Below are 13,165 nucleotides of genomic sequence, written 5' to 3'. Positions count from 1 at the left end.
ATAACTTTCATACATAAAATAAGGGACTTTTGATTTCAAAAGTCCCTTATTTTTTATTCGTCATCCAGGTCGATCGGTATCTGTCTTTTAAAGGCTTCTTTGAAAGATATCAGCGACTCTGTCCGTGCCAGTCCTAATGGCTGGAGTTTGTTATGGATGATATTCAGCAGATGCTGGTTGTTCTTCGCATATATTTTGATGAACAGATCGTATTGTCCCGTCGTGTAATGGCATTCCACTACTTCCGGAATTTTCTTTAATGCTTCCGTAACAGAGGGGAATTGTCCGGGTGATTTCAGGAATAATCCCATATAAGCACATGTTTCGTAGCCAACTTTAGTGTTATCCACAATGAATTCAGAGCCTTTGATAACGCCCAGATTAGTGAGTTTCTGTATTCTCTGGTGTATAGCGGCTCCTGAGACATTACATTCTCTGGCAACTTCCAGGAAAGGCATACGGGCATTACCTATAATCAGTTTTAATATTTTTTCATCCAATTCATCCAGTTGATGGTGTGCCATAATTTCTGTATATTTGTATTTCTGTTATTCTATATAATTACAATTAGATACAAATATAGTCAAACTATAATAATTAGACGATATAATTCGCTCAATTATTTTATTTCGTAAGTTTTCTTTTATTAATCAATCAATATTATAAGAATATGAGTTTAAGTGCGGTAATCGAATGCAGGCCGGTAAAAGATTTTTCCGATCCTTTGTTGGATAAAGTAGAAAATACATATAACGATTCCTTTCCGGAAGCGGAGCGACGGGCATTCTCTTTGGTGCGGGAGTTAGTTAAAGATGAGCCTCGTTTTACTGTTTATACCTTATTTAAAGATCAGGTTTATGCAGGTTTTATTACTGCCTGGTCTTTTGGGACGTTTATTTATGTGGAACATTTTGCAATTGACGCCTCTGCCCGTAATGGCGGAATAGGAGGGGAGTCGATGAAGCAGTTTATGGCGCTTTGTGACGCTCCTGTCGTGCTGGAAGTGGAAATGCCTACCGAAGAGATGAGTAAGCGTAGAATAGGCTTTTATGAACGTTTGGGATATGTGTTGGATGATCATGTTTATTTTCAGCCTCCCTATCGTCAGGGGGAACCTTTGCTGGAAATGCGCCTGATGACTTACGGAGCTATCGATCTGAAACAATCATTCGAAGAGGTAAAGAATTGTATCCACCGATATGTATATGGTGTTAATGAGTAAGTGCTGAATTTACTCCAATAAAAAAGGCAGAACGGAAGTCCTGCCTTTTTTTATTATCGTTGAATTAGTTAATCAACAGCTTGTCTAGCTGAGTAACTGATCTTCAATGCGTATGCTTCACGAAGCGCCTGCTTTACGTCTGTGATAACACCCATCTTAGTCTCTTTATCGGCTTTGATGGATACAGTCATAAACGGCTGGTCTTCCTCTTTCATACTTGACTTTTCCTGAGCAATGTAAGTTTCGATTTCGCTTACTTCAGCAAACTGGTCGTTCAGTTGTAAGCGAGTTTCAGAACCCATTTTTGATCTTAATTCCTGAGTCGGTTTACCCACATAAATGAATGTTACCAGTGATTTCTTTTCCAACTTCTGAAGCTCTGTTGCCTGAGGAGCCTGGAAAACTACTTTCAAAGTAACTTCACGCATAGAGGTTACCATCATGATGAAGAACAGGAAGGCAAATACCAAGTCAGGTAATGATGAGGTATTCAATTCAGGCATCTCTCTGCCGCCTGCTTTACTAAATTTTCCCATTATTATTTGCCTCCATAATTTTTAGGTTCTGCTTCTGATATCTTTTGCGGATAAATCATCTGCACAGCCTTTTGTTGATCTTCATCCAAATCAGCGAAAGCTTTACCGAATTTCTTTCTGGAAACTTCATCTCTCAGTTCATTATAGGCTGCTGCCAATTCGTTCTGAACATCGATGTAAGCCTGATATTCAGTACCACGGTCGTTCTGCAAAGAGATAACATGATTTTTTGTTACCATTTGCTTTCCGAAGAATGGTACGTCTACTTCAGTCTTTTCGGGCATATGCTCGTCGTTGTAAGGATTCTCAATGAAATTTCTAACCTTTTCTCTTAGTTGCTTAATATCAATGAATTCATTATTACAGAGAATCTGGTTGTTACTGTTGATCAGTACGACCAGGATATTTCTCTTTTTGATATCCATTTCTTCATTTTTCTTCTGATCTTTGGGTACAGGAGGCGGCAAACGTCTAGCCAAACCTTTATCTGTGTCCATTGATGTAGTAATAAGGAAGAAGATAAGCAACATGAAAGCAATATCGGCTGAAGAAGAACCATTGATTCCCGGTGTCTTTCTTTTTTTACCCATTTCTTTCTTGTTTTATCGATTCGTTATTACTATTATCTATTAAGCATTCTTTTTACAGAACCCCAAACTACTGCTGCAACGATCAAAACCATCAGAACAACAGTGGACATAATCCACATGTCTGTTACTTTCAACCACAAAGGAATGTTGTATTTCTGAGAATCAGCATTCATTCCTCCCAGCGGAGTTGCATCACCCATAGAATAAGTGATGAATAAAATCGCAGCGAAAACAACAATAACGATCAAAGAAGTTATAGCTGATTTTGCATTCGTCTGGAGTAAGGTTATAAATTGCCACACAGCAAATAAAATTGTACTGATAATTGTGACAAAGAATAATACAGATGTCCAGTTAATCAATAAACCGGTGTAAATCGGTTCTTTCATTTCAACAGAAGGGTCAACAACTCCTCCTGCGTAGAACATACCCAGCACTACGAGACTGATAATCGAAACGATTAACAGTGTCCAGCTGGACATTTTTCTTATTTTAGTAACTGCCATAATTCTAAATTATTTTTTGAATTTAAGGTTGTATTTGATAACCATGTCGATCAATGTGATTGAAGCATCTTCCATCTGGTTCAGGATAGCTTCCAATTTGCTCAACAAATAGTTATAGAATACCTGAAGGATCAAAGCTACGATCAAACCACCTACAGTTGTAATCAAGGCCACTTTCATACCACCGGCAACAACCGTCGGGCTGATATCACCAACCTGTTCGATTTTATCGAACGCCATGATCATACCTACTACAGTACCCAAGAATCCTAATGACGGAGCCATAGCGATAAACAATGTGATCCATGACATGTTCTTTTCCAAAAGACCACCCTGTACACCACCGTAAGAAACGATTGATTTTTCAACAACGTCGATACCCTGGTCGATTCTCATCAAACCCTGATAAGCGATAGATGCGATAGGACCTCTTGTATCACGAGCGATAGCTTTTGCTCCTTCTACATCACCTTTATCAAGTGCATCTTCAATACCTTTTAATAATTTGCTTGAATTAGTTTCAGCCAAGTTCAGGTAAATAATTCTTTCAAGGCAGAAAGCCAAACCGAAAATCAAAGCGATAGCAACCAAACTCATGAAGTCGGCACCACCTTCGATAAACTTAGTTTTTAAAGCCTGATACATGCCACCTTCAACAACTTGTTCAGTAGCGTCTTGAGCAAAAGCTACAGTAGAAGTTCCAAGGGCGCAAATACCCAAGAATGTTTTTGCAAAATACTTTTTCATTGTGTGTTTAATTTTTAAGATTAATAATTCTCTTATTTGTTTTTATTTTTGTTGTTAATAATATCCTCATGGTATTTAAGCGGAGAGAGCGGGATTCGAACCCGCGATACACTTTAGGCGTATACACGCTTTCCAGGCGTGCCTCTTCAACCACTCGAGCATCTCTCCAATTTTCAGCCTTCGTCTCCTCTAAAACGAGCGCAAAATACGAAAAAATTCCCATATGCAAACGTTTCAGTGCACAAATCTAAAGTTTTTGCTTGACATATACACAATATCTGAGGGAATAAATTTTGCATCTGACCTTAAAATTTGAAACTAAGCCTTTTTATTTGGAATTTTGAATAAATCCAAGGCGTTTTTTCTTGTTATTTGTACGGTTTCATCAAGCGTAAGACCGAATGTGTCCGCTACCTTCTCTGCCGTCTTCCATATATATACAGGCTCATTTCTTCTCCCTCTGTAGGGCACCGGAGCCAGGTAGGGAGCGTCGGTTTCCAGTACTATATGATTCATGTCGGTGCATTGAATAGTTTCCGACAGTTTCGAATTTTTGAAAGTTATGACACCATTGATTCCCAGTTTGAAATTTTTTAGCTTTCCGATCTCCTCCAATTCGTCTGTTGTACCGGTAAAGCTATGAAAAACACCCTTTAATTTGTCCGCACCGACTTTATGGATACTGTCCAATACCTCGGAATAGGCTTCACGGGTGTGGATGGCAACCGGCAAGTCCAGGTCGATACTCCATCGCAACTGTTCTTCAAAGACTATTTTTTGTTCTTTCAGATAGGTTTTATCCCAGTAGAGGTCGATCCCGATTTCCCCGATTCCACAGTAAGCCCGTTTCCCCAGATAGGATTCTGTTGTTTTTAGATTTCCGGCATAGTTTCCGTCCACACTGGTCGGATGCAACCCCATCATTGGATAGGCAAAATCAGGAAAACGGTCACATAGATCGTGCATCCGGCCGATAGTTTCGACATCTACATTGGGGAGCAGGAGTGTATCGATGCCCGATTCACGGGCGGCGTTTACAAGTACCTCTTGTTCCGGATCGAAATCTTCCAGATACAAATGGTTGTGCGTATCTATTAGTTTCATTTTTTAAGATTGGCGGTACATTAAACGGTTACTGACCTCTTTTAATATGTTTAATTTCTCCGGGGCAACGTTCAATCGGGATAAATGCTCCATTGCCTTATCGTAATATCCCTGCATTTTAGCAATGGTAATATCTTTCAGATGCAATTCATTATATATAGTTGTGACAGCTTCGATCTTTTCTGCTGCTACAAATGTCGTTTTGCCGATCCAGTCATTCAGGACCGCTTTTTGTTCGGGGGAAGCCAGTTCAAACGCATGTATCAGCAGGAATGTCTTTTTATTGCAGGTGATGTCGCCCCCGATATTTTTCCCGAAAGTGGCAGTGTCTCCATAGACGTCCAGCAAATCATCCTGTAGCTGAAAAGCCAGTCCGATGTTTATACCGAAGTCATACAGGTTGGCAGCGTCTTCTTTGGATGCACCGCCTGTAATCGCTCCGATTTTTAAACTGCAAGCCAGTAAAACCGCTGTTTTTAATCGGATCATTTCTATATATTCGGGCTCGGTAACATCCATGCGGGATTCAAATTCCATATCATATTGCTGTCCTCCGCATATTTCGAGTGCTGTTTCTGTGAACAGGTCGAATACTTCCTTTAAATAGTCTGGTTCTGTTTTTCCGATCAGCTGGTAAGCTGCAATCAACATGGCATCTCCGGAAAGGATGGCCGTATTGTCGTTCCATACTTTATGGACGGTCGGTTTATTTCTTCTTTTATCAGCCTTATCCATCAGGTCATCATGAAGCAGGGTGAAGTTGTGGAATACTTCAACGCCCAATGCCGGGTTGATGACGTTATCAATATTTTCTTTATATAAATTACAGGCCATTAAAGCCAGTGCCGGACGGATCCTTTTTCCTCCAAGCGACAGGATATACTCTATTGGATCATATAAACTTTTAGGGGGATATTCAAAACTCAGTTGGGAAACTTCATGTTCTACTTTTTCCAGGATCTCATTGAAAGACAACATATAGATTAAAATTACGGATAAGACGAAATAAAAAAGGCTGCAAGTTCACAGCAGCCTTTTTTAGTATGTTTAAAAAAATATTATTGCAATCTGAAGGTAACAGGTACTGTATATTTAACACGTACTGGTTTACCTCTCTGCTTACCAGGAGACCATTTCGGCATGGTGTTGATCACACGGATAGCTTCTTTATCCAAAGAAGGGTCTACACCGCGGATAACTTCTGCGTCAACGATTGAACCGTCCTTATTAACCACGAATGAACAAGTAACACGACCTTGAATACCGTTTTCCTGTGCAATAACCGGATATTTGATGGATTTAGCGAGGAACTGAAGCAGTGCTCCCTGTCCACCCGGGAATTCCGGCATTGTTTCTACAACGGTAAAGATCTGTTGAGCGGATTCTTCTTCTTCTTCAACAACTGCCGGAGCTACATAGGCTTCTACCTGTGCAGAACTTTGGTCGTCCTCAGATGAGATGATATCCACTTGGTCCAGTTCCACGTCGTCATCCACGATGTTCAGCTGTTCTACGGCAGCCGGTGCAGGGGGTGGCGGTGGAGGCGGAGGAGTGTCCTCCGGTCTTGTAATTTCAATTTCTTCTTCAGCGATGATATCAGCTACGCCTTCACTTTTGACGATTTCGATATCACGGGTTCCCCATTCGAACCCAACGAACAGAACAGCCAAACCCACAACCATACCCATCAGGATACCGAGTGTTTTGCCTCTTTCCAAGTCCGCTTTCGGTGATTTCTTAACTTCCATACTCTTATAATGTTTAAAGATGTGTTTTCCTGTACTGCAAAAATACAAATTATTTTATATCCAAATATAAAAAGGGAGAAATACTTCAATATTTTCACTTTATTTTTGAACCAAAATAAAAATAATGGTGTTTATATACCTTTTTCTTGTTTTTTCCGTTTCTCTTTATGGAATATGTTATAACTGCATTTTATCTTTGTACGCATTTTGTTAAGAAAATATGAGACATACATTAATTATATTGTTCTTTTCTTTCGTTTTACAATCGGTCGCGGCACAATCCGGAGATCAGGTGTTTGAATTTCTGACTTTACCTTCATCTGCCAGGGCTAATGCTTTGGGAGGGCATACCGTGTCATTGGTAGAACGTGATCCGTCCCTTATCTTTCACAACCCGGCGCTGCTTGGAGGTGAAATGGACGGGATGATCAATCTGGATTACATGAACTATATTGCAGATGTGAACGTGGGGAGTGCCCTGTTTACTAAAGCATTTCGTGAACGTGGAGCCTGGGGAGCGGGAGTCCATTATTTCCATAACGGGAAATTCAAGGGAATGGATGAGAATAATCAGTCGACAGGTGACTTCACAGCCAGTGATATCGCTGTGAACGGTTTCTTTTCGTATGATCTGTCCGAACGCTGGCGGGGCGGTGTCTCCATGAAGTTCCTTTATTCCAATTATGATATTTACACCTCGTTGGGGGTATGTTTCGATGCCGGGCTGAGTTATTACAATTCGGAAAAGGAGTTTTCATTCGGTGTCGTACTGAAAAATATCGGGGCACAGTTGAAGCCTTATTATGAAGACCGCCAAAAAATGCCGTGGGATATCCAGATGGGGATTTCTAAAAAGATGAACCATGCCCCTTTGCGTTTGTCACTAACGGCTATGTATCTGAATCGTTGGAAATTTGATTATATAGATAATGCGGATAAAGAGTATAAAGGTGATAATTTTGCCAAAGCATTATTTAAGCACCTGGTAATCGGTATCGATTATATACCCAGCGAAAACTTCTGGATTGGGGTGGGATTCAACCCGAAGACTAAAATGGATATGAAACTGCAGGGAGGCGGAAACGGGTTGGCTGGCTTTTCTGCCGGGGCCGGCGTGAAGATAAAGATGTTTGATGTCGGTGTCTCTTTTGCTAAATATCATCCGTCGGCTATGTCGATGATGATGAGTGTTTCGGCTACGCTGGCCGATTTTAAACCTTAGGAAATATAAATAAATGTAAGAATGAAAAAGATAGTAATCGCTATAGACGGTGTTTCCTCTACGGGGAAAAGTACTATGGCAAAAGATTTGGCAAAGGAAATTGGTTATACATATATTGATACCGGTGCCATGTATCGTGCTGTTACATTATATTGTATACAGCATAATTTGTTTAAAGGGGATCAGATCGATGAAGAAAAACTGCAGGAATCGATGAATGATATCCATATATCTCTCCGGTTTAATCCGGAAACCGGTCGTCCGGATACTTATCTGAATGGCGTGAAGGTTGAAAAGGAAATCCGTGGAATGGAAGTAGCCAGATGGGTTAGTCCGGTAGCGACTTTGGGTTTCGTTCGCCGTGCACTGGTCGCCATGCAGCAGGAAATGGGCAAGGAGAAAGGTATAATCATGGACGGAAGAGATATAGGTACGGTTGTATTCCCGGAGGCAGAGTTGAAAATTTATGTGACAGCCAGCCCGGAAGTACGTGCACAGCGCCGTCTGGATGAACTGAAAGCAAAAGGTGAGGCCGCTTCTTTCGAAGAAGTACTTGAAAACGTGAAGACGCGGGATCGTATCGATTCTACCCGTAAAGAAAGTCCGCTGCGCCAGGCCGATGATGCTGTGGTGCTGGATAATTCGCATATGACTATCGCTGAACAAAAAGCGTGGCTTCTTGTTCAATATAATAAAGCTGCGGTGGAATAAATAATCATGATTGAAGTCGAAATAGATAAAGGTTCCGGATTCTGTTTTGGAGTTGTTACAGCTATTGAAAGCGCTGAACGTGAACTGGACAACACAGATATCCTGTATTGCCTGGGTGACATTGTACATAACAGCCTGGAGGTAGAACGTCTTCAGGCACAGGGATTACGCACTATCGATCACCATGGATTTTCCAGGCTGAAAGGGAAAAAAGTCTTGCTTCGTGCACATGGAGAACCTCCTTCTACCTACGAGATTGCAAAGCAGAATGAGATAACGATCGTCGATGCAACGTGTCCGGTTGTGCTTCAGTTGCAACGGAAGATACATAAATGTTATCAAGAGACGCGTGAAAATAAAACACAACTGGTGATTTACGGTAAAAAAGGACATGCCGAAGTAAACGGTCTTGTCGGCCAGACTGATGGTACGGCTATTGTGGTTGAAAAGATAGAAGACCTGGACCGTTTGGATTTCAGCCGTGATATTTGTCTTTTCTCCCAGACGACAAAGTCTTTGGACGGGTTCCGTAAGATCGTGGAAGAAATATATAAACGGAAAACGGAGGATGCCCGTTTTGAATACCACGATACGATTTGCCGTCAGGTGGCAAACCGCCTTCCGAATATAAAGGCCTTTGCTTCCAGCCATGACTGGGTTTATTTTGTAGCGGGAAAGAAAAGTTCGAACGGTAAGATGTTGCTGGAAGAATGCCGGAAAGCAAATCCGAATACTCTCTTTATTTCTGAGGTAAAAGAGATAACCGAACCGCTGCCTGCCGGTGTCTGCCGTGTAGGAGTCTGCGGCGCCACATCAACCCCTAAATGGCTGATGGAAGAGGTTGCCGTGCGTATCCGGGAGTTGAATGCAAGCCGGTGATAAAATGGTTAAGATTTCATGAAGTTTAAGAGAAAATGAAAGAATGTTGGTAAATAATTACTATTTTTGCCGCGAATAATTTAAAATAAAGACGCTATGTCTACAATTAAATGTATTGGCATTTTAACGTCCGGAGGTGATGCTCCCGGAATGAACGCTGCCATCCGTGCAGTGACGCGTTCCGCTATCTATAACGGGATGAGAGTTAAAGGTATTTTCCGAGGATACAGAGGATTGATTACAGGTGAGATTGAAGAGTTCAAGACACAAAATGTAAGTAACATCATCCAGCGTGGTGGAACAATATTGAAGACAGCTCGTTGTTTGGAGTTCAAGACTCCCGAAGGCCGTAAGCAGGCATACGACAAGTTAATGGAAGAGGGAATCGACGCCCTGATCGCTATCGGTGGTGACGGAACGTTGACCGGTGCGCGCATCTTTGCACAGGAGTTCAATTATCCGATAGTCGGTGTTCCCGGTACGATCGATAATGACTTATATGGTACGGATGTAACGATCGGTTATGATACGGCATTGAACACGATCATGGAATGTGTGGATAAGATACGTGATACAGCCACTTCCCACGACCGTCTGTTCTTTATCGAAGTGATGGGACGTGATGCCGGTTTCCTGGCTTTGAACGGTGCGATTGCTTCAGGTGCCGAAGCGGCTATTATCCCGGAAATCTCCATGGAAAAAGACCAGTTGGCAGAAATGATCGAAAACGGTTTCCGTAAATCGAAGAACAGTAGTATCGTATTGGTTGCAGAAAGTGAAGTAACCGGCGGTGCCATGGGAGTTGCCGAACGTGTGAAAACTGAATATCCGCAATTTGATGTCCGTGTATCTATCCTCGGACACTTGCAGCGTGGAGGATCTCCGACTGCCCAGGACCGTATTCTGGCTACCCGCATGGGAGTTGCAGCCGTTGATGCTTTGCTGGATGATCAGCGTAATGTCATGATGGGTATCCAGAATGACCAGATCGTATATGTTCCGTTCTCAAAAGCGATCAAAAATGACAAACCGATCAACCGTGATCTGCTGAATACACTGCGTGTGTCTTCTATCTGATCCGGCATTGAAAAAGAGAATATAAAAAGAAAGCCCGTTGAATCATTTGATCCGACGGGCTTTCTTTTTATATATCAATTAAGTTTATTTCTTTGACAGGTTTTCCAGAAACAGGTCCATCATTCTTTTGGCAGCAACGAATGAACTGATCTCATTTTTCAGCACCTGTTGTTCGGTGGAAGACAGCATGCTTTCCACAGCCGGATTGTGATAGAATGTTTCCCGTAATGTATCATTGATGCTTTCGTACATCCAATATTTGGCTTGTTCGTTCCGCTTATAGTCGAAATAACCGTTCTTTTTAGTAAATTCCATATATTCGCCGACCATATCCCAGATTTCCTTGATACCTAAATTATAATATCCGGAGTAAGTCAGCACCTTAGGAAACCATCCGGAATCAGCGGGTGGAAAAAGGTGCAAAGCATTCTTGAACTGGGCAGCAGCCAGCTTTGCCTTATCGATATTGTCGCCATCCGCCTTATTGATGATGATCCCGTCTGCCATTTCCATAATACCACGCTTGATGCCCTGCAACTCGTCACCTGTGCCGGCTAACTGGATGAGCAGGAAGAAGTCGACCATCGAGTGAACAGCCGTTTCACTCTGTCCGACACCTACCGTTTCAACGAACACGGTATTGAAGCCGGCAGCTTCGCACAAAACGATCGTTTCGCGTGTTTTGCGGGCAACACCTCCCAATGATCCTGCCGAGGGGGAAGGGCGGATAAACGCATTTTTCTCACGTGACAGGGCTTCCATACGGGTTTTGTCACCTAGAATACTACCTTTGGATCGTTCGCTGCTCGGATCGATAGCCAATACAGCCAGTTTGCGTCCTTCTTTGATCAGGTGCATGCCGAAAGCATCGATAGACGTACTTTTCCCGGCTCCGGGAACACCCGTAATACCGATACGGACTGATTTGCCTGCATGCGGAAGACATTTTTCAATGATTTCCTGGGCTATTTGCTGATGTTCATATTTCGCACTTTCAACCAGCGTGACAGCCTGGCTGAGGATGGTTATATTACCTTTCAGTATCCCTTCGACGAACTCGGAAGGGGTATATTCTCTGCGTAATTTTTTTTTGAGGTATGGGTTTACAGTCGGTACGTCGGCTACTCCCTTGTTTACCTTTAATCCTCTGTAAAGATCGTCGTTTTCGGGATGTTCCATGATGAATAATTATTTAATGTGCTAATGTGCCAATATGCCAATCGAAAAAGACATTGGCATATTGGCACATTGTTTTAATTGGCTTATTATTTCTCTGCTGTTACCTTTATCAGGCGAACAGGACCGTTCGGGTCGTTACAAACAATATTTACTAGTGCTTCCAGTTTCGTCTTGATCTCTCGCGGACGGACTGATATTTTAAATGTCGCCGTTGTTCCCGGTTTTACTTCTCTTTTTCCTCCTGAAATATCAACCCGTTCATCGTCGCAGGTAAAGCTGTGGATGATAAGCGGAGATTTCCCGGTGTTGGTTACTTCGACAGTACCGGTCACTTTTCCACCGATCAGAGGAATGAAACCTCCTTTTTCCGGTAATTTACCGAAGTCAAGTAATGTGCCGGACAACTGTGCAATCGGTGCCTGTGCCTTTTCCGCAGCCGAAAGTTTACCGAAGTTGTCGATGATATTGGCTGCGACGTGTACTCCGCCGGAAACTTCTTTCTGACCGATACTTTCGATCGTTAAAGGTATTTCTGTTGTAACCCGGCCTTTTCTTTTGGTTGCTTTGGCATCGAGAAGTAAAGTTATTTCACCGACTTCATCCGGTGCCAGTTGGGTTGGACGTACTTCGACAGTCAGGAAATGAGGCACTTTTCCCGGATGGATTGTCAGGGTCGTCTTTCCTTCATTCTTTACGCTGATCTTTTCACCCAGTGTTTCGTCGGGGCGGATACTGCTGTACAGGACCGTCTTGGTCTGCATCTTCAGGTCGCCTATCGAATACGGGTAAATTAGAACCGGTGTAAGCGGTTTCGGTGTCACATTCCCTTTGATTGCCAGTGTATAACTGCCTTTCTTACCATTGCTGAATATGGAAATAGTTTTATAAAAAGGGCCGGGACGACCTTTGGGGTTGTAAGTTACTTTTACATTGCCCGTTTTTCCCGGAGCGACCGGCTCTTTTGTCCATTCCGGTTGCGTACAACCGCAAGACGCTGTAACACGGGTGATGACGAGTGGGCCGTCTCCCGTATTCTTTATTTCAAAAGTATGACTGGCCAATCCGTCAGCTTCAGCGATTGTACCGAAGTTGTACGTCAGTTCGTCTGCACTTATCTGAGCTCCGTTCTGTGCTGCCATATGCACAGCAAAAAATAATATGCCGCAAAGGATAAAGCTCAGTCTTTTCATATTCAGCATTCTTTGTTTTTAGTTTTGCTTGTTGGAAATCAAATTACCTCTCCCCGTATCGTCAGGATAAAACTTCCGGTTTTTCCGTTGCTGTAAACTGAAATTGTTTTTGAGAACGGGCCGGGACGTCCTTTCGGATCGTATGTTATCTTGATGTTTCCGCTTGCTCCCGGAGCGATCGGTTCTTTTGTCCATTCTGGAGTCGTACATCCGCAGGAAGCGATGACGCGGGTAATCGCCAACGGCGCATCCCCTGTGTTTTTTACGACAAATGTCGCGGAAACTTTTCCGTCAGCTTCTTTTATCTGTCCAAAGTCATGAGAGGTTTCGTCTGCTGCGATAACAGCTTTTTTCTGAGCTGAGGCCATTCCTGTAGCAAGCAGGATTGCCATAAAAATAAAAATAATCTGTTTCATTTTACTTTTTATTTAGCTATTGTTTATTCTACAAAGAT

General features: G+C 42.5%; 16 protein-coding genes and 1 tRNA gene. 5 read left to right on the top strand and 12 right to left on the bottom strand.

The genetic code is table 11. The features are described 5' to 3' along the window. Positions 1-53: 53 nt before the first annotated feature. Positions 54-524 (bottom strand): Lrp/AsnC family transcriptional regulator, encoded by a 471-nt coding sequence (locus tag HMPREF1535_RS03890; RefSeq protein ID WP_007654892.1) that lies wholly within the window; start codon positions 522-524, stop codon positions 54-56. A 146-nt stretch (positions 525-670) separates the two neighbouring features. Between HMPREF1535_RS03890 and HMPREF1535_RS03885 the strand changes: the two genes are divergently transcribed. Further along, positions 671-1,222, top strand: a complete 552-nt coding sequence (locus HMPREF1535_RS03885) for a GNAT family N-acetyltransferase (RefSeq protein ID WP_010801984.1) — start codon at positions 671-673, stop codon at positions 1,220-1,222. Positions 1,223-1,290: 68 nt separating this feature from the next. Here HMPREF1535_RS03885 and HMPREF1535_RS03880 read toward each other — a convergent pair whose 3' ends face one another. The 8 genes from HMPREF1535_RS03880 to HMPREF1535_RS03845 all read right to left on the bottom strand — a co-directional run bounded on the left by HMPREF1535_RS03880 (position 1,291) and on the right by HMPREF1535_RS03845 (position 6,453). Beyond that, a complete protein-coding gene (locus HMPREF1535_RS03880; protein WP_044214796.1) occupies positions 1,291-1,758 on the bottom strand; it encodes an ExbD/TolR family protein in 468 nt (155 codons plus the stop codon). A gap of 2 nt (positions 1,759-1,760) precedes the next feature. Further along, entirely contained in the window at positions 1,761-2,348 is a 588-nt protein-coding gene (locus HMPREF1535_RS03875; RefSeq protein WP_007654889.1) for a biopolymer transporter ExbD, read from the bottom strand. A gap of 32 nt (positions 2,349-2,380) precedes the next feature. Continuing rightward, positions 2,381-2,854, bottom strand: a complete 474-nt coding sequence (locus HMPREF1535_RS03870; protein WP_007654888.1) for a hypothetical protein — start codon at positions 2,852-2,854, stop codon at positions 2,381-2,383. Between the two features lie 9 nt (positions 2,855-2,863). Beyond that, positions 2,864-3,601, bottom strand: coding sequence for a MotA/TolQ/ExbB proton channel family protein (locus HMPREF1535_RS03865; RefSeq protein WP_007654887.1), 738 nt, complete (start codon positions 3,599-3,601; stop codon positions 2,864-2,866). Between the two features lie 80 nt (positions 3,602-3,681). After that, a tRNA-Ser gene (locus HMPREF1535_RS03860) sits at positions 3,682-3,769 on the bottom strand. 150 nt (positions 3,770-3,919) lie between these two features. Beyond that, entirely contained in the window at positions 3,920-4,705 is a 786-nt protein-coding gene (locus HMPREF1535_RS03855) for a TatD family hydrolase (RefSeq protein ID WP_007654885.1), read from the bottom strand. Between the two features lie 3 nt (positions 4,706-4,708). Continuing rightward, positions 4,709-5,683, bottom strand: a complete 975-nt coding sequence (locus HMPREF1535_RS03850) for a polyprenyl synthetase family protein (protein ID WP_046145356.1) — start codon at positions 5,681-5,683, stop codon at positions 4,709-4,711. Positions 5,684-5,763: 80 nt separating this feature from the next. Continuing rightward, a complete protein-coding gene (locus tag HMPREF1535_RS03845) occupies positions 5,764-6,453 on the bottom strand; it encodes an energy transducer TonB (RefSeq protein ID WP_007654881.1) in 690 nt (229 codons plus the stop codon). A gap of 220 nt (positions 6,454-6,673) precedes the next feature. On the opposite strand from HMPREF1535_RS03845, the gene porQ reads away from it, so the two are divergent. The 4 genes from porQ (at position 6,674) to pfkA (ending at position 10,342) form a co-directional block, all read left to right on the top strand. Next, positions 6,674-7,675 (top strand): type IX secretion system protein PorQ, encoded by a 1,002-nt coding sequence (gene porQ / locus HMPREF1535_RS03840; RefSeq protein WP_046145355.1) that lies wholly within the window; start codon positions 6,674-6,676, stop codon positions 7,673-7,675. A gap of 21 nt (positions 7,676-7,696) precedes the next feature. Continuing rightward, positions 7,697-8,386: a (d)CMP kinase gene (cmk, locus tag HMPREF1535_RS03835; protein WP_007654878.1), complete on the top strand. Its 690-nt coding sequence runs from the start codon at positions 7,697-7,699 to the stop codon at positions 8,384-8,386. Between the two features lie 6 nt (positions 8,387-8,392). Beyond that, on the top strand, positions 8,393-9,265 hold the full coding sequence (locus HMPREF1535_RS03830; protein WP_046145354.1) for a 4-hydroxy-3-methylbut-2-enyl diphosphate reductase: 873 nt from the start codon (positions 8,393-8,395) through the stop codon (positions 9,263-9,265). 96 nt (positions 9,266-9,361) lie between these two features. Continuing rightward, positions 9,362-10,342, top strand: coding sequence for a 6-phosphofructokinase (gene pfkA / locus HMPREF1535_RS03825; RefSeq protein WP_007654871.1), 981 nt, complete (start codon positions 9,362-9,364; stop codon positions 10,340-10,342). A gap of 84 nt (positions 10,343-10,426) precedes the next feature. Here pfkA and meaB read toward each other — a convergent pair whose 3' ends face one another. The 3 genes from meaB to HMPREF1535_RS03810 all read right to left on the bottom strand — a co-directional run bounded on the left by meaB (position 10,427) and on the right by HMPREF1535_RS03810 (position 13,127). Beyond that, positions 10,427-11,521 carry a methylmalonyl Co-A mutase-associated GTPase MeaB gene (meaB, locus tag HMPREF1535_RS03820; protein ID WP_010801989.1) on the bottom strand — a complete coding sequence of 365 codons (1,095 nt, stop codon included), beginning with the start codon at positions 11,519-11,521 and terminating at the stop codon, positions 10,427-10,429. Between the two features lie 86 nt (positions 11,522-11,607). After that, positions 11,608-12,720: a DUF1573 domain-containing protein gene (locus HMPREF1535_RS03815; protein WP_046145353.1), complete on the bottom strand. Its 1,113-nt coding sequence runs from the start codon at positions 12,718-12,720 to the stop codon at positions 11,608-11,610. Between the two features lie 29 nt (positions 12,721-12,749). Continuing rightward, positions 12,750-13,127: a DUF1573 domain-containing protein gene (locus tag HMPREF1535_RS03810; protein WP_007654868.1), complete on the bottom strand. Its 378-nt coding sequence runs from the start codon at positions 13,125-13,127 to the stop codon at positions 12,750-12,752. Between the last annotated feature and the right edge of the window lie 38 nt (positions 13,128-13,165).

This window comes from Parabacteroides goldsteinii DSM 19448 = WAL 12034 (assembly GCF_000969835.1).
In the GTDB taxonomy this organism is placed as follows: Bacteria; Bacteroidota; Bacteroidia; order Bacteroidales; family Tannerellaceae; genus Parabacteroides; species Parabacteroides goldsteinii.
This window is presented reverse-complemented; position numbering and strand designations above follow the sequence as displayed.